Origin of the sequence: Pseudomonas shirazensis (assembly GCF_014268785.2) — a bacterium.
GTDB lineage: Bacteria > Pseudomonadota > Gammaproteobacteria > Pseudomonadales > Pseudomonadaceae > Aquipseudomonas > Aquipseudomonas shirazensis.
On the sequence record NZ_JABWRD020000003.1, the window covers coordinates 713,381 to 728,894 of the forward strand.

Sequence of the window (15,514 nt, forward strand, 5' to 3'; positions counted from 1 at the left end):
GTCTTATCCGATCAAAGGGAGTGTCAGCAGCGTAGTCAGGCACAGCGCGATCTGCAGGGCCAGGCACAGGCCTTGGCGGCGTAACAGGCCGAGCGCAGCCTGGCTGCGCGTGGTCCAATCGCGCGGGTCGCTGGCGCTGGGTTTGAGGTTGAGGTCGAACAAGGCGCGGTCGAGCTGGCCCGTGGCGGCTGGCAGGTCGCTCCGCGAAGCCAGCTCGGCAAATAACTCGGCATCCAGCGCGACTCGCACCGCCAGGTATTTATGCACAAGGCCGAGTATCACCAGCAGGGCGCATAATCCACTGCCCAGCAGCGGCAGTGGGGTGCCTAGCAGCGGCGCCAGGCCATAGCCCAGCGCGATCAGGCTGATGCCGTCGGACAGTCGTTCCAGTTGCTGGCCGCGGCCGAGCAGGCTGGCGGTTACGCGCAGGTGCATGCTTGCCCCTCCAGTTGCCTGAGCATGTGCTGGTGTGCGCTGCGCAGGACGATGCCCGGGCGCGCCTTGCGCAAGCGCAGTTCGGCTTCAGCCAGGCTCGTGCAGCGGCCACTGAGCAGCAACCAAGCAGCGACGGCGGTGGCGCTGCGCGAGTAACCCAGCGCGCAACAGACCAGCAACGGCCCTTGCTGGCGCAGCGTCTCGATAGCGTCGGCGGCGGCGCGGCACAGCTGTAGATCGGCGACCACCAGATCCAGGGTCGGCAGGCTGCGGTAATGGTTTGCCGATGGTTTGGCTGGCAGGCATGGCAGTTCGGCACATAGGTCGACAATCGCCGAAAACTGCCCCGCCTCACCGGCTGCCGGAATACGGCCGAGGAAGACCCCGTCACAGATTTCGTCCGCCTGCGGATGGCGTCGCGTCCACAGCCGCGAGTTGATCCAGGCGCCGAGCAGGTAGGGCGCAAACAGCCAGCTGGCGGCCATCGACAGGCGCCCATCAGCGCCTTTTTGAAACGCGCTGGCACCGAGTATCGCGTAGCTCAAGGCCACCAGCAGCAGCGCCAGTGCCGGCCACGATAGCCACAGCCAGGCGCCGCCGGCCCAGCTCGCCAAACCGGTGCACAGCGCAGCGCCGAGGGTGTAGTAAAGCGCCAGCCGCCAGCGCTTGGGATCCTGCGTCAGACGCGCAGCCTGCAACGGCGGTTGACCGTCGCGAGGCCACAGCCAGACGCATAGCAGCCCGACCAACGCACCGCTCGGCAAGTCGATGAAGTGGTGCTGCCAGGTGGTCAGCACCGACACCCCGATCAGCGCCATCCAGCCGTGCATCAGCCAGCGCCCAAGCGGGTTGCGCAGGTGGCGGGCGAACATCGTCCAGATGATCACCAGCAGGGCGATGTGCAGCGAGGGCGCCTGATTGAAGGGTTTGTCGAAGCCCATCAGCACATCGAACAGCCAGCCGAACAAGCCGCTCAGCTCCGGTCGCTCGAAGGTAAAGCGCAGCGGCCAGAGCAGAAAGCCGGCCACGCAGATCAGCTGCGCGCTCAACAAGGCCAGGGCGTGGCGATCCATCTCGCGGCGGTTGCGTGGCAGCAGAAACGACAAGCCGTAGAGCAGGTCGATCGACCAATACGGGATGATCGTCCACGGCCACAACGGCATCTGGCTTTCCCAGCCGAACACCAGGCTGCCGACATCGGCCCGGCCCGCCGTGTAGGTGTTGGCCAGGCCGTAGCTGAGAAAGAAAAACGGCCCGAGCAGCAGTAGCCACAAGACCCCACGACGGATCAGCCCGGCTTCACGCGCCATCACTCGACCCGCTGCGCCAGGCTGACACTGAAGATGCCCCATTCGTCGATGCGCTGGGTGATCTTGCGAAAACCAGCGGCGGCAACCAGCTGATCCATTTCGGCCTGGCTGCGTCGACGCATGACCCAGGCCTGACCGCCGCGGTGGCTGGTCAGGGCGCGGGCGATCATCTCCAGCTGCGGGTGCCACGGCTGGCCGGTGTAGACCAGATAGCCGCCCGTTTCGACGGCATCAGCCAAGCCGGCCAGCGAGGTGCTGACCATCTGGTTGCTGGCGAACAGTTCGTACAGCCCGGAAACCACAGCCAGGCTCGGGCGCGGCTCGAGTGTGGCCAGGCTCTGCCGGTCAAAGGCGTCGCCCTGGACGAAACGCGCGATATCGCCCAAGCCCTTTTCGGCAATCAGCGCCGTGCCCTGCTGTACATTCAGTTCGCTGTAATCGCGCAGCAGGATCGAGTCCGGCAGTTGCTCGAGTTCCTGCAAGGCTTCAAGAATGTAGCGGCCATGGCCGGCTGCGATGTCGACGATATCGACGCTGCGGCCCTGCTCGCGCAGGCGCCGGATCGCTTCGCGTAGCAGCTCTTCGACATGCAGCTTGCGCTGGCGAATACCGCGCCAGCCGATGGCGTCGAGGTAGTTGCGGTCAATCATCTGCCCCAGCTTGCCCTTGCCGGTGGCCTGATTGCGATAGACATAGTCAAGGGTGCTGCCGGAGTCGAAGCCGGTATCGAAGCCCAGCTTGACCCCGTCTGCCATGCCTTTGCCCAGGCGCAGGCCGGCGCGGGTGGCGCGCCAGTACAGATCCCGTGGCGAGTTGCGCGGCAGTGGCGCGGCGAGGCTTTCGGCTTCGGCGCAGCTGGCGCCGGACTGGTCGGCATCGAGCAGCGAAGGTGCCGCCAGCGGGGCATCGAAGCAGTGCTCGACGAAGCGCTTGATGCGCGGCAGTACATGGCCGCGGTCACGCTCGCCAAGGGTGTCGTGGAAGAACCCAGGCAGCAGATGCAGCTCTTTGCGGGCACTGCCCAGGCGCTCGAAGAACTGCTCTTGCGGCGCCCGCTCGACCACCAGGTCGGCGCCCGAAACCAGCAGTTGGGTCGGCAGTTGGATCGCCTGGGCGTCCGCCACTATCCGGTCTGCGGCTTCATACAGGCCGAGCAGCATGGTCACCGAGATGGGCCGGCTGATCAGCGGGTCGGCCACATACGAAGCCACCCGCTCCGGGTCGTGGGTGAGCAGCCGTGGCTTGACGTAGCTGTTGACGAAGAAGTTGCCGCGCGCGGCTTTCATCAACTTCAGGCCAGGGCGGGCGAACGGCACGTAGAGTTTGACCTTGAACGCCGGCGAGGCCAGCACCAGGCAGCGCACCTTGGGCGCGTAGTCATGCGCCCAGGTGGCAATCAGCACGGCACCGACGCTTTGCGCCAGCACCACGGTGTTGTCTTCGGCGATGCCGTGGCGGGTTTGAATGTGCTCGATGAAGGTCTGCACATCGCGCACGCTGGTGGCAAAGCTCGGGCTGTCGCCGCGCGCCCCTGGCGACTGGCCGTGGCCACGTGCGTCCCAGGCAAAGAAGTCATAGCCGGGCATGTCCAGTTCGTCTGCCAGGTGCGCCAGGCGCCCGCCGTGCTCATGGCCGCGGTGGAACATCACCACCGCCCGACGCGGCTGATGCTCGCTGCGGATGGCCGGCCAGTAGCGATAGTGCAGCTCGACGCCGTCATGGGTAGAGAAGTGCAGCGATTGCGCCTGGCGCATGGCAAAGGTCCTTTTGGCTGGCGGCGGTGCGGTCAGTGGCGACGATCAGTTGGCGTGGGCCAGGCCCTGACGTACACGGTTGTAGAGGGTATAGAGCGAGAGCAGCAGAATCACCAGCAGCAGGCCGTTGATCCAGGTTGGATTGAGCAGGCCAAAGGCGACACCGGTGCCGAGCAGGCCAAAGGCAAACGCGCGATCGCTCTTGCCCATCGGCCCGTCGTAGCGCCGCGCTGCACCGGCCAGCGGGCCCATCACCCCCGCGTATTCGCTGATCAGTGCGCTCAACACCACCAGCACCACCAGCACGGGCGATACCCCGACCAGCAGGGCAAACGGCAGGTACAGCGCAGCGTCGGCGATCACGTCGCTCAGTTCATTGAGGTAGGCACCAAGCCTGGACTGCTGGCCAAACTCGCGGGCGAGCATGCCATCCACCGCGTTGAGCGCCATGCGCAGCAGCATCCAGATCGGCAGCAGGATGAACAGCCCGTGGATGTGGGCAAAGCAGGCCAGCAGCAGGCCCAGCAGCAGCGAGACTATTCCAGCGACAACCGTGACCTGATTGGCCGTCACCCCGCGGTCGTACAGGCGCTGCACGGTGGGTCGCAGCAGGGCCTGGAAGCGGGGTTTGAGCTGATAGATGGACGGCACGGGGAGATCCTTATCGGGTGCGCAATGAAAGCCAATCGGTGGATTGTGAGAAACCCGCCGGCTGGCGGCAAGCGACATTTGTCAGCTATTTGAACGGCTCAACGTTTACCCGAGGCGGCGCTGAGCATGTCGATGCGTTGCACCTCGAAATCGCGCTGCAGATAGTCCATGCGCTGCGCGGCAAACTGCTGCATATGGGCCAGCGCGCAGTGCGCATCGAACGCCGCCTGATCGGCCCACACCTCATAGAAGATGAACAGGCTCGGGTCCTGCTGATCGCGCAACATGTGGTATTCGACGCAGCCCGGCTCCTGGCGGCTTGGTTCGACGTAGGCGCGGAACAGTTGCTCGAATGCTTCGGCCTTTTCCGGGCGGGTCTTGGCTTTGAGAATAAAGGCGTATTGAGCGTTCATGACTACACCTTGTAAATAAGTGGAAAAGCGATTTTAAAGCAACAGTATGGTGATGATTCGTGATTACAAGGCAAAACTGATTTGCCCAATGCTGGCTGTTTCCGCCAAGGGCGAGCCTCTAACCTGCAGCCAACTGAAGTGCATCGGTCTGCGGATCGACACACAACCTTAGAGGCTCGATATGAAAAAGATTCTTCTGCTCAATGGCGGCAAACAGTTCGCCCACTCCGATGGCCGCTTGAACGAAACCCTGCACGATGCCGCGCTGGCCTATCTGGACCGGGCCGGTTTCGATGTCAAACAAACCTTCATCGACGGCGGCTACGACATCAAGGAAGAAGTGCAGAAATACCTTTGGGCCGACGTGATCATCTATCAGATGCCCGGCTGGTGGATGGGCGCCCCGTACACCGTCAAACAGTACTTGGATGAAGTGTTCACCGAAGGCCACGGCAGCCTCTACGCCAGCGACGGCCGGACCCGCTCCGACGCTTCGCAGAAGTACGGCAGTGGCGGCCTGATCCGGGGCAAGCAGTACATGATTTCGGCCACCTGGAACGCGCCGCAACAGGCCTTCGACGACCCCAACGACTTCTTTGAAGGCAAGGGCGTGGATGCGGTGTACTTCCCGTTCCACAAGGCCAACCAGTTCCTCGGCATGAGCGGCCTGCCAACCTTCCTCGCCGTCGATGTGATGAAGCGCCCGGATGTGGCCGCTACCGTGGCAGCCTACGAGGCGCATCTGGCCAAGGTGTTCGGCCAGGCCCGGTAGGCGATGCGCGGCATGACCGCCGCGGCAGTTGCCTGCCCGGCAATAAACGGCCGACAATCCAGGCCTCATCCTGGCCCAGGCACTGCCGTGAAAACCCGCTCAGAAGAACTCCAGGTATTCGTCAGCGTGATCGACTGCGGCTCGATTTCCGCCGCTGCCGAGCAACTCGGGCAAACCCCGTCTGCGGTCAGCCGCACCCTGGCGCGGCTGGAAGGCAAGCTCGGCACCACGCTGATCAACCGCACCACGCGGCGCATGGACCTGACCGAAGAAGGGCGGTTCTTTGTACTGCACGCGCGGACCATCCTCGAACAGATGAGCGAGCTCGAAGAGCGCCTGTCGCTGCACCGGCAGACGCCGTCGGGGCGCCTGCGCATCAACGCCGCAGCACCGTTCATGCTGCACGCGATCGTGCCCTGGATCGCTGAGTTTCGCGCGCTGTACCCGGCCATCGAGCTGGAGCTGAACACCGATGACCTGATCATAGACCTGCTCCAGCAAAGCACCGACGTCGCCATCCGCATCGGCGAGCTGGCCGACTCCAGCCTGCATGCGCGCTCGCTGGGCTGCAGCCCGATCCAGATTCTGGCCAGCCCCGAATACCTGCAACGCCACGGCGTGCCGCACCAGGTCAGTGACTTGAGCGAGCACTGCCTGCTCGGCTTCAGCTCCGTCGACAGCCTCAACCAATGGCCGCTGCGCCACGCCGACGGCGACAGTTGGCGAATCCGCCCGCAGTTGACCGCATCCAGTGGCGAGACCTTGCGTCAGCTGGCGCTGGCCGGGCAGGGTATCGTCTGCCTGTCGCACTTCATGACCCACCAAGACATCCGCGCCGGGCGCCTGCAGGTGCTGTTGAACGAGGCCAACAATGGGTACCGGCAGCCGATTCATGCGGTTTACTACCGCAACACCCAGCTGGCGCTGCGGATTCAGTGCTTCCTTGATTTCATCCAGGCCAAGCTGGCGGCGTATGCCTGCTGAGCAGGGTCACTGTCTGGCATTGCTGGGGCCGCTACGCGACCCTTTCGCGACACAAGGCCGCTCCTATGCCGACGGCGTCCACTCAGGCTGACGCGGCCCCGGCAATCTCGCCTAGTAGGAACCGTTCCAAAAACGACACAAATAACGCAATGACGTCGTCCTGCGCCTGCTGCATTTGCTTAGTCAAAAAGCTTCAGTGTTAATAAGTGATCAACAAAAACAACACCAAGGAAGTGCTCATGCGTCTCGTCATGTTCCAGTCCATGGCCCTCGGGGCCGCGATCCTGAGCTGTTCGTCGGCCTTCGCGGTGACTCTTGAAGGCGGCGCAGTGGCCGCGCCCGATCAATATGGCGCACAGGTCGCCGCCGATATCCTGAAAAAAGGCGGCAACGCCGTCGATGCCGCCGTGGCCACTGCCTTCACCCTGGCAGTCACCTATCCAGAAGCCGGCAACATCGGCGGCGGTGGCTTCATGACCCTGTACGTGGACGGCAAAGCGTACTTCCTCGACTACCGCGAAGTGGCGCCCAAGGCGGCCACCCGCAATATGTACCTAGACGAAAAAGGCGAGGTCATCGAGAACCTCAGCCTGGTCGGCGTGCGCGCCGCTGGTGTACCAGGCACAGTAATGGGCTTGTGGGAGGCGCATCATAAGTTCGGCAAGTTGCCCTGGAGCGAGCTGCTGACTCCGGCCATCGGTTACGCCAACAACGGCTTCAAGATCGCCCAGAAGCAGTACCAGTATCGCGACGATGCCCAAGGCCTGTTCAAGACCGCTACCAACTTCAACGATTATTTCGGCAGTATGAAAGTCGGCGAGCTGTTCAAGCAGCCGGAGCTGGCGCAGACCCTCGAACGCATCGCCGACAAAGGCGTCAGCGAGTTCTATCAAGGCAAGACCGCCGACCTGCTGGTTGCGCAGATGAAGGCCGATAACGGCCTGATCAGCAAAGACGACCTGAAGGCCTACAAAGCCCTCTGGCGCGAGCCGATGGCCATCGACTGGCGCGGCAACGTGGTCTACACCGCGCCACCGCCAAGCTCAGGCGGCGTAGCGCTGGCGCAGTTGCTCGGGATCAAGGAAAACCGCGCGGCAGACTTCAAGGGCGTCGAGCAGAACTCGGCGCGCTACATCCACCTGCTGGCCGAGATTGAAAAGCGCGTGTTCGCCGACCGCGCCGACTATCTTGGCGACCCGGCCTTCACCGAGGTACCGGTAGACAAGCTGGTGGCCAAGGACTACCTGAAAAAACGCGCCGAGCAGGTCAACCCAACCGTCATTTCCGCCACCGACAAGGTCCGCCCGGGGCTGGAGCCGCATCAAACCACGCACTTCTCGATCGTCGACAAACAGGGCAACGCGGTCAGCAACACCTACACCCTCAACCTCGACTACGGCAGTGGTGTGGTGGTCAAGGGCGCAGGCTTCCTGCTCAACGACGAGATGGATGACTTCAGCAGCAAGCCCGGTACCGCCAATGCCTTTGGCGTGGTCGGCGGCGATGCCAACGCGATTGCTCCGGGCAAACGCATGCTGTCGTCGATGAGCCCAAGCCTGGTGACCCGCGACGGCAAGGTCAGCCTGGTCATCGGTACGCCGGGCGGCTCGCGCATCTTCACCTCGATCTTCCAGGTGATGAACAACCTCTACGACTACAACATGCCGCTGGCCAAGGCTGTTGCAGCGCAGCGCGTGCATCACCAGCTGCTGCCCAAGGACACTATCTACTTCGACAGCTATGCACCGTTGACCGGCAAGGTCGCCGACGAGCTGAAAAAGATGGGCTATGTGCTTGAGGATCAGGGCTGGGAGATGGGCGATATCCAGGCCATTCGCGTCACCGATGGCAAGCTTGAAACCGCCTCCGACCCGCGCGGTCGTGGTGTTGGCCTGATCGTCAAGTAACGCCAGCGCTGCTCAGCCCGGCCAGCGTTGCGCTGGCCGGGCTGAGCAGTTCACAAGGCAGCGGTCAAACGCGGAACTTGCTTACCAGCGTCTGCAGATGACTGCCAAGGCGTGCCAGCTCGACGCTCGACGCGGCGGTTTCATCACTGGCTGCGGCTGTCTGTTCCGACACATCGCGTACATTGAGAATGCTCCGGCTGATCTCCTCGGCAACCGCGCTCTGTTGCTCGGCGGCTGCGGCGATCTGCTGGTTCATCGACTGGATGTTGGACACAGTGCGGGTGATGTTCTCCAGCGAACCACCGGCCTTGCGCGCCAGCTCGACGCTGCTTTCAGTCAGGTTGCGGCTGCCCAGCATGGCGTTGGCCACTTGCTGGGTGCCGTTCTGCAGGCTGGCGATCAGCTCTTCGATCTCTTCGGTGGACTTCTGCGTACGCTGCGCCAGGCCGCGCACTTCGTCGGCGACCACGGCAAAACCACGCCCGGCTTCACCAGCGCGGGCGGCTTCAATGGCCGCGTTCAATGCCAGTAGGTTGGTCTGCTCGGCAACCGACTTGATCACGTCCATGACACTGCCGATTTTCTGGCTTTCCTGCTGCAGCAGGTTCATCGCGTCAGTCGAGCGCTGGACTTCGTCGGCCAGGCGTTCGATCTGGTTGATCGCCTCGCCCACCACCCGGTCACCGGCACGCGCTTCATCATCGGCACCCGTTGCCGCGCGCGAAGCCTGTTCAGCGTTGCGGGCGACTTCCTGCACGGTCGCAGCCATCTCGTGCATGGCAGTGGCAACCTGGTCAGTCTCGACTTTCTGGCTGTTGGCACCCGCGCTGGTCTGCTCGGTCACGGCCGACAGCTCTTCGGCGGCGCTGGCAATCTGCGTGACGCCATCACGAATACCACCGATCAACTCGCGCAGGGTGCTGCCCATGCGGCTGATGCTTTGTTGCAGCACGCCCAACTCGTCACGGCGGGTGACCCGCAGCTCACTGGACAGGTCGCCACCGGCAATACGCTCGACGGCGTCCATGGTTTCGCGCAGCGGGCGGGTGATCTGGCGGGTGATGATGATCGCGGCGAACACACCAACCAACAACGCCAGCAGGGTCGAGATGATCTGCAGGTTGCGCGCTTGGTCGCTTTCGATGTCGCGGCGCTCGAGCTGGATCTTGTACAGGGCGTCGCTGCGTTTGACGATGTCGGCACCTTGTACGGTCATCTCGGCACGGGCCACGGCGATGGCGGCGGTGGCGTCGCGGAAGTCGCGCACGGCAGAGCGGTAAGCCTGCACACTCTGGTCGAACAGTTGCAGGCGGGTGCTTTCGTTGGGTAGCTGGCGCTTGAGGTTGTCGATCTCGACCAGGGCCGCGTCGAGCTGGCGCAGGGCGGCCTGTTCATTGGCCGCGCTGTTGTCAGCGATGTAGCCGCGTACATCGACGCGCACTTGCAGCAACTGCTGACGCGTCTTGCTGATGGCCTGATACTGGGCCAGGCGTACGCTGTCGACTTCCGGCTGGGCCAGCACGTCGCGGCTGATCGCATCAAGGATCTGATCGGCCTTGGCGGCGGTCTGGTTCATGTTCTCGCGGTTGGCGAGGGTGGTCTTGTAGCCCGCGCGCATCTTGCTCAGCGACAGTTTGTAGTCGCTGATGATCGCGCCCAGCTCGTTGAGCAGCTTGACGTTTTCAGGGCTCTTGAACGAGGCCACCAAGCGCTGCTGCTGGGCACTGAAGGTGTCCAGTTTGGTCTGGGTGTTGGCCGCAGCGGCGTCATCGCCGTTGGCGATCATGTACTGCAGACGTGCTATGCGCAGGTCGGTGAGGTCTTTGTTGAGCTGGCTGATGTCGCTCATCCAGTTACTGCGGTCGATCAAGCTGCCCAGGCTGTTCCAGCCGGTCAGGGCCAGCAGGCCGGTCAAGAGCAGAACCAGGCCAAAGCCCAGGCCCAGTTTGAGGTTGACGCTGATGTTGGCAAACCAACTGTTCATGCACGCACTCCATAAAGATTATTCGCTCAGTTGTTGTCAATCGCTGGCGTTATTCTTCCTGGGGCCCGCTGATTCGTGCATGAGTTATCGGCTGAAAACGAGGTAGCTGAAACGCTTTTTCAGCAGATTTATAACTGTTTGAAAATCCGAGGGTTTTACTGCGGCATTGGCGTTAAAAAGCGGCGCATTCAACGACACCTCCTGAGCGCAAAAAAAGGGCTCAAGAGGCGTTATTGAATGCGGATTGGCGGGGAGTTACAGCGTGCGTGCGTTGAAGGTATCGCAGCGGTTGACGTCACCGTCGGTGAAGCCGGTCTTGAACCAGCGTACGCGCTGCGCCGACGTGCCGTGGGTGAACGAATCCGGCACCACGCGACCTTGGCCTTGCTGTTGCAAGCGGTCATCACCGATGGCGTTGGCGGCGTTAAGCGCCTCTTCGATGTCACCCGGTTCCAGCCAGTTCAGGCGTTTCTGCGCCTGATAGGCCCAGACCCCGGCAAAACAGTCGGCCTGCAATTCCTGACGCACCAGCAGGCCGTTGTCACCTTCCATCTTCTGCCCACGCTGGCGAGCGGCCTGGACCTGATTGGAGACGCCGAGCAGCGTCTGCACATGATGGCCGATCTCGTGTGCGATGACATAGGCCTGGGCGAAGTCGCCGGCGGCGGCAAAGCGCGTTTCCATTTCGCGGAAGAAGGTCATGTCCAGGTACACCCGCTGGTCAGCCGGGCAGTAGAACGGCCCGACCGCCGAGGAGGCGAAGCCGCAGGCCGAATTGACCTGGCCACTGAACAGCACCAGCTTGGGGTCACGGTATTGCTTGCCGGCCTGGGCGAACAGCGCCTTCCAGGTGTCTTCGGTGTCACCCAGGATCGAGGCGACGAACGCTGCCTGATCATCATTGGCCGGCGGCGCCTTGCCTTCGACGTTGGCCGGCGCGCTTTGCTGCATCTGCCCGGTCAGTTGGCCAAGAATCTGCAGCGGGTCCTGGCCGGTCATCCAGCCGATGCCGACGATCAGCAGGATGGCGCCCAGGCCCAGCCCCTTGCCGCCGCCAAAGCGCATGCCGCCGCCACCGCCGCCGCCTGCACCGCGAGCATCGACCACATTGTCGCTACGCCGACCTTTTCGCCATTCCATCGAGCTTCTCCAAACCGCGAGGTTGAGGGTATAGATTAGTTCAGTGCTGCTGCCTTGTGCAGGCACGCTGCAAGGCATAACCAAACAGTTATGGCTAAGACCGCTGATTTCAATATTCATCCCATTCAGGCTATCGGAAACTGCAAGTCCGCCCGCCACGCACGGGCGCTCGCACAACTCCAATAAGAGGAACACCGGTATGCCTGCCGAGGACACCAGCCGCTTTGTGATCCGTGATCGCAACTGGCACCCGAAAGCGCTGACCCCAGATTACAAGACGTCGATTGCCCGCTCGCCGCGCCAGGCGCTGGTCAGCATCCCGCAGTCGATCAGTGAAAGCACCGGCCCGGACTTCACTCACCTGGGCTTTGGCCAGCATGACAACGACCTGCTGCTCAACTTCGACAACGGTGGCCTGCCGATCGGCGAGCGCATCATCGTCGCCGGCCGAGTGATCGACCAGTACGGCAAACCGGTGCCAAACACCTTGGTGGAAATGTGGCAGGCCAACGCCGGCGGTCGTTACCGCCACAAGAACGACCGTTACCTGGCGCCGCTGGACCCCAACTTCGGCGGTGTCGGTCGGGCCCTGACCGACCGCGAGGGCTATTACAGTTTCCGCACCATCAAGCCCGGCCCGTACCCATGGCGCAACGGCCCGAATGACTGGCGGCCGGCACACATTCACTTCTCGATCAGCGGCCCGTCGATCTCGACCAAGTTGATTACCCAGCTGTACTTCGAAGGTGACCCGCTGATCCCGCTGTGCCCGATCGTCAAGTCGATCGCCAACCCGCAAGCGGTGCAGCAACTGATTGCCAAGCTCGACATGAGCAACGCCAATCCGATGGATTGCCTGGCGTACCGTTTTGACATCGTTCTGCGCGGTCAGCGCCAGACCCACTTCGAAAACCGCTGAGGAGCCGCGACATGCCAATCGAATTGCTGCCGGAAACCCCGTCGCAGACTGCCGGCCCTTACGTGCACATCGGCCTGGCCCTGCAAGTAGCGGGCAACCCGGTTCGGCCGACCGAAATCTGGAACAGCCTGGCGCGCCCTGAAGCCGCCGGCGAGCACATCCTGCTGATCGGTCAGGTCTACGATGGCAATGGCCATCTGGTGCGTGATTCATTCCTGGAAGTGTGGCAGGCCGATGCCGACGGCCAGTACCAGGATCAGTACAACCTGGAAAACCCGTTCAACAGCTTTGGCCGTACCGCCACCACCTTCGACTCCGGTGACTGGACGCTGCACACGGTCAAACCGGGTGTGGTCAAGAATGCCGCCGGCGTGCCAATGGCGCCGCACATCAACATCAGCCTGTTTGCCCGCGGCATCAATATCCAACTGCATACGCGGCTGTACTTTGATGACGAAGCCGAGGCCAACGCCAAGTGCCCGGTGCTCAACCTGATCGAGCAGCCGCAACGGCGCGAGACGCTGATTGCCAAACGCTGCGAAGTCAACGGCAAGACTGCCTATCGCTTCGACATGCGGATTCAGGGCGAAGGCGAGACGGTGTTCTTCGACTTCTGATACAAGCCTGAAGCTAGCTTACGCCAGCGAGGCCCCCAAAAGCCTCGCTGGCGCCGGTATCAGCACATCGCACTGCTAGCCTGCCGGGCTGCTCAGTTGCAAGCGCTGCGGGTGGGTTGGCCGTGCCGAAGCATTGCAGCCCCGGCAGACGTCGGTTCAGCGTCGGACCAGCAGCACACCGCTTTCCATATGGTGGGTATAGGGGAACTGGTCGAACAGGGCGCAGCGTTCGATCCGGTGTGTATCGTGCAACTGAGCGATATTGGCCGCCAGGGTTTCCGGGTTGCAGGATATGTACAGAATGCGTTCGAAGCGTCGAGTCAGCTCGCAGGTATCCGGGTCCATCCCCGCGCGCGGCGGGTCGACGAACACTGTGCCGAACTGATAGCTCTTCAGGTCGATGCCCTGCAGGCGTCGGAACGGGCGCACTTCGTTCAGTGCCTCGGTCAGCTCTTCAGCCGACAGGCGCACCAGGCGCACGTTATCCACGCCGTTTTCGTCGAGGTTGTGCAAGGCGGCATTGACCGAGGTCTTGCTGATCTCGGTGGCCAGCACCTGGCGTACGCGGGTTGCCAGCGGCAGGGTGAAGTTGCCGTTGCCGCAGTACAGCTCGAGCAGGTCGTCGTCGCGCTCGCCGATGGCCTCAAAGGCCCAGTTGAGCATCTTCTGGTTGACCGCGCCGTTGGGCTGGGTGAAAGCACCCTCGGGCTGGCGGTAGCTGAAGGTGCGGCCGGCGACGTCGAGTTTTTCCACCGCATAGTCACGGCCAATTACCAAGCGCTTGCCTTTGGAGCGGCCGACCAGGCTCACGTCGAGCTCGGCGGCCAGCTCGCGGGCGGCAGCTTCCCACTCATCGTCGAGCGGGCGGTGGTAGCACAGGGTGATCATTGCGTCGCCGGCCAGGGTGGTCAGGAACTCCACCTGGAACAGCCGATTGCTCAGCGTCTCGCTCGCCTGCCAGGCCGCTTTCAGGCGCGGCATCAGCGCATTGATGCGTTGGCTGGCAATCGGGAAATCCTCGATCAGGATCGCCTTGTGCTTTTCGCCCGGGGCAAACATGGCGTAGTGACGCTGGCCGTCTTCACGCCACAGGCGAAACTCGGCGCGCAGGCGGTAATGCTCGCGCGGCGACTCGAACACCACAGGCTCGGGCGCGCTGAACGGCGCCAGCAGCTCGCGCAGGCGCGCGACCTTTGGCGCCAGCAGGCTTTGGTAGGCAGATGGATCGAAAACAGAACTCATGCGTTGAACCAGCCCAGCTTGATAACGAACAGAATCGACAGGATGATCAGCGCCGGGTTCAGGTCCTGGCGGCGGCCCGACAGCAGCTTGATCGCGGTCCAGGCAATGAAGCCGAAGGCGATGCCGTTGGCGATCGAGTAGGTCAGCGGCATGGCCAGGGCAGTCACCACCACAGGGGCGGCCTCGGTGACGTCGTCCCAGTTGATTTCAGCGAGGCCCGAGGCCATCAGCACGGCGACGAACAACAGCGCCGGTGCGGTGGCGAAGGCCGGCACACTGCCGGCCAACGGCGCGAAGAACAGCGCCAGCAGGAACAACACCGCGACCACGATGGCGGTCAGGCCAGTACGGCCACCGGCGCTTACACCTGCTGCCGACTCGATGTAGCTGGTGGTGGTCGAGGTACCCAGCAGCGAGCCGGCCATGGCCGCGGTGCTGTCCGCGATCAGCGCACGGCCCATTTTCGGCATGTGGCCATCCTTGCTCATCAGGCCCGCGCGCTTGGCCACGCCGATCAGCGTGCCGGAGTTATCGAACAGGTCGACGAACAGGAAAGCAAAGATCACGCTGACCAGGCCCACATCCAGAGCGCCAGCGATGTCCAGCTGGAGGAAGGTCGGCGCCAGTGATGGCGGCATCGAGACTACACCGGCAAACGGCGTCACGCCCATCAGGATCGAGGCTACTGTGACGGCCAGAATGCCGATCAGTACTGCACCGCGAACCTTCATCGCTTCCAGCGCGACGATGAGGAAGAAGCCCAGCGCAGCGAGCACCGGAGCAGGCTTCTTGAGATCGCCCAAACCAACCAGGGTGGCTGGGTTATCAACGACGATGCCGGCATTGTTCAGCGCAATCAGCGCGAGGAACAGGCCGATACCGGCGGCGATCGCCGAGCGCAGCGGCAGCGGAATGCTGTTCACGATCCACTCGCGGATGCGGAAGATCGACAGCAGGAAGAACAACACCGCCGAGATGAACACCGCACCCAGCGCCACCTGCCAGGTATGGCCCATGTGCAGGACCACGGTGTAAGTGAAGAAGGCGTTCAGGCCCATGCCCGGCGCCAGTGCGATCGGGTAGTTGGCGATCAGGCCCATGGTCGCCGAGCCGATGGCCGCAGCCAGGCACGTCGCGACAAAGATCGCGCCCTTGTCCATACCGGTCTCGCCGAGGATGCTCGGGTTGACGAAGAGGATGTAGGCCATGGCCAGGAACGTGGTCACGCCCGCAAGCATCTCGGTGCGCACGTCTGTGTTGTGTGCTTTTAGTTGAAACAGCCTTTCCAGCATGCCCGCTCCCAAAGACGCCCCCGGGGCGCCGTTAATGTATCGACCTCATCAGCAAAGCACAGACCGTACCGGATGCCGTGGTTTTATCTGGGGT

The 15,514-nt window shown here is 62.9% G+C and carries 14 protein-coding genes; 5 read left to right on the forward strand and 9 right to left on the reverse strand.

Annotated elements, in window-relative coordinates; all coding sequences use genetic code 11:
- Nucleotides 1-3: 3 nt before the first annotated feature.
- From HU736_RS19185 to HU736_RS19205, 5 genes are all read right to left on the reverse strand, one after another.
- Nucleotides 4-435: a hypothetical protein gene (locus HU736_RS19185; RefSeq protein ID WP_186701022.1), complete on the reverse strand. Its 432-nt coding sequence runs from the start codon at nucleotides 433-435 to the stop codon at nucleotides 4-6.
- On the reverse strand, nucleotides 420-1,745 hold the full coding sequence (locus HU736_RS19190) for a phosphatase PAP2/dual specificity phosphatase family protein (protein ID WP_186701023.1): 1,326 nt from the start codon (nucleotides 1,743-1,745) through the stop codon (nucleotides 420-422). Before HU736_RS19190 ends, HU736_RS19185 begins: the two co-directional genes overlap by 16 nt.
- On the reverse strand, nucleotides 1,745-3,499 hold the full coding sequence (locus tag HU736_RS19195; protein ID WP_186701024.1) for a bifunctional alpha/beta hydrolase/class I SAM-dependent methyltransferase: 1,755 nt from the start codon (nucleotides 3,497-3,499) through the stop codon (nucleotides 1,745-1,747). The genes HU736_RS19190 and HU736_RS19195 overlap by 1 nt, the downstream gene beginning before the upstream one ends.
- Nucleotides 3,500-3,544: 45 nt before the next feature.
- Nucleotides 3,545-4,150: a CDP-alcohol phosphatidyltransferase family protein gene (locus HU736_RS19200; RefSeq protein WP_186701025.1), complete on the reverse strand. Its 606-nt coding sequence runs from the start codon at nucleotides 4,148-4,150 to the stop codon at nucleotides 3,545-3,547.
- 98 nt (nucleotides 4,151-4,248) lie between these two features.
- The gene (locus HU736_RS19205) at nucleotides 4,249-4,563 is read right to left on the reverse strand and encodes a putative quinol monooxygenase (RefSeq protein ID WP_186701026.1); all 315 of its coding nucleotides are present in this window, start codon (nucleotides 4,561-4,563) and stop codon (nucleotides 4,249-4,251) included.
- Nucleotides 4,564-4,744: 181 nt separating this feature from the next.
- Between HU736_RS19205 and mdaB the strand changes: the two genes are divergently transcribed.
- The 3 genes from mdaB to ggt all read left to right on the forward strand — a co-directional run bounded on the left by mdaB (nucleotide 4,745) and on the right by ggt (nucleotide 8,226).
- Nucleotides 4,745-5,335, forward strand: a complete 591-nt coding sequence (gene mdaB / locus HU736_RS19210) for an NADPH:quinone oxidoreductase MdaB (protein ID WP_103438567.1) — start codon at nucleotides 4,745-4,747, stop codon at nucleotides 5,333-5,335.
- A gap of 87 nt (nucleotides 5,336-5,422) precedes the next feature.
- Nucleotides 5,423-6,319: a LysR substrate-binding domain-containing protein gene (locus HU736_RS19215; protein WP_186701027.1), complete on the forward strand. Its 897-nt coding sequence runs from the start codon at nucleotides 5,423-5,425 to the stop codon at nucleotides 6,317-6,319.
- Nucleotides 6,320-6,558: 239 nt separating this feature from the next.
- On the forward strand, nucleotides 6,559-8,226 hold the full coding sequence (gene ggt, locus HU736_RS19220; protein WP_186701028.1) for a gamma-glutamyltransferase: 1,668 nt from the start codon (nucleotides 6,559-6,561) through the stop codon (nucleotides 8,224-8,226).
- Nucleotides 8,227-8,290: 64 nt separating this feature from the next.
- On the opposite strand, the gene HU736_RS19225 is transcribed toward ggt, so the two are convergent.
- Both HU736_RS19225 and ypfJ read right to left on the reverse strand, forming a co-directional pair.
- Nucleotides 8,291-10,210 carry a methyl-accepting chemotaxis protein gene (locus HU736_RS19225; protein WP_186701029.1) on the reverse strand — a complete coding sequence of 640 codons (1,920 nt, stop codon included), beginning with the start codon at nucleotides 10,208-10,210 and terminating at the stop codon, nucleotides 8,291-8,293.
- 255 nt (nucleotides 10,211-10,465) lie between these two features.
- Nucleotides 10,466-11,350 (reverse strand): KPN_02809 family neutral zinc metallopeptidase, encoded by an 885-nt coding sequence (gene ypfJ, locus HU736_RS19230; RefSeq protein ID WP_103438564.1) that lies wholly within the window; start codon nucleotides 11,348-11,350, stop codon nucleotides 10,466-10,468.
- A gap of 199 nt (nucleotides 11,351-11,549) precedes the next feature.
- Between ypfJ and pcaH the strand changes: the two genes are divergently transcribed.
- Together pcaH and pcaG are read left to right on the forward strand one after the other, a co-directional pair.
- Nucleotides 11,550-12,269, forward strand: coding sequence for a protocatechuate 3,4-dioxygenase subunit beta (gene pcaH, locus HU736_RS19235; protein ID WP_186701030.1), 720 nt, complete (start codon nucleotides 11,550-11,552; stop codon nucleotides 12,267-12,269).
- Nucleotides 12,270-12,280: 11 nt separating this feature from the next.
- Nucleotides 12,281-12,886 carry a protocatechuate 3,4-dioxygenase subunit alpha gene (pcaG, locus tag HU736_RS19240; protein WP_186701031.1) on the forward strand — a complete coding sequence of 202 codons (606 nt, stop codon included), beginning with the start codon at nucleotides 12,281-12,283 and terminating at the stop codon, nucleotides 12,884-12,886.
- 156 nt (nucleotides 12,887-13,042) lie between these two features.
- Here the strand turns inward: pcaG and trmA are convergent, their stop codons facing one another.
- Nucleotides 13,043-14,128: a tRNA (uridine(54)-C5)-methyltransferase TrmA gene (trmA, locus tag HU736_RS19245; RefSeq protein WP_186701032.1), complete on the reverse strand. Its 1,086-nt coding sequence runs from the start codon at nucleotides 14,126-14,128 to the stop codon at nucleotides 13,043-13,045.
- Nucleotides 14,125-15,420: an NCS2 family permease gene (locus tag HU736_RS19250; RefSeq protein WP_186701033.1), complete on the reverse strand. Its 1,296-nt coding sequence runs from the start codon at nucleotides 15,418-15,420 to the stop codon at nucleotides 14,125-14,127. The genes trmA and HU736_RS19250 overlap by 4 nt, the downstream gene beginning before the upstream one ends.
- Nucleotides 15,421-15,514 lie beyond the last annotated feature (94 nt).

What these genes read in the sequence shown, in the direction of transcription:
- HU736_RS19205 (WP_186701026.1), bottom strand. Translation starts at nt 4,563, where the DNA reads ATGAACGCTCAATACGCCTTTATTCTCAAAGCCAAGACCCGCCCGGAA.
- HU736_RS19195 (WP_186701024.1), bottom strand. Translation starts at nt 3,499, where the DNA reads ATGCGCCAGGCGCAATCGCTGCACTTCTCTACCCATGACGGCGTCGAG.
- HU736_RS19185 (WP_186701022.1), bottom strand. Translation starts at nt 435, where the DNA reads ATGCACCTGCGCGTAACCGCCAGCCTGCTCGGCCGCGGCCAGCAACTG.
- HU736_RS19190 (WP_186701023.1), bottom strand. Translation starts at nt 1,745, where the DNA reads ATGGCGCGTGAAGCCGGGCTGATCCGTCGTGGGGTCTTGTGGCTACTG.
- HU736_RS19250 (WP_186701033.1), bottom strand. Translation starts at nt 15,420, where the DNA reads ATGCTGGAAAGGCTGTTTCAACTAAAAGCACACAACACAGACGTGCGC.
- mdaB (WP_103438567.1), top strand. Translation starts at nt 4,745, where the DNA reads ATGAAAAAGATTCTTCTGCTCAATGGCGGCAAACAGTTCGCCCACTCC.
- trmA (WP_186701032.1), bottom strand. Translation starts at nt 14,128, where the DNA reads ATGAGTTCTGTTTTCGATCCATCTGCCTACCAAAGCCTGCTGGCGCCA.
- pcaH (WP_186701030.1), top strand. Translation starts at nt 11,550, where the DNA reads ATGCCTGCCGAGGACACCAGCCGCTTTGTGATCCGTGATCGCAACTGG.
- HU736_RS19225 (WP_186701029.1), bottom strand. Translation starts at nt 10,210, where the DNA reads ATGAACAGTTGGTTTGCCAACATCAGCGTCAACCTCAAACTGGGCCTG.
- pcaG (WP_186701031.1), top strand. Translation starts at nt 12,281, where the DNA reads ATGCCAATCGAATTGCTGCCGGAAACCCCGTCGCAGACTGCCGGCCCT.
- ypfJ (WP_103438564.1), bottom strand. Translation starts at nt 11,350, where the DNA reads ATGGAATGGCGAAAAGGTCGGCGTAGCGACAATGTGGTCGATGCTCGC.
- ggt (WP_186701028.1), top strand. Translation starts at nt 6,559, where the DNA reads ATGCGTCTCGTCATGTTCCAGTCCATGGCCCTCGGGGCCGCGATCCTG.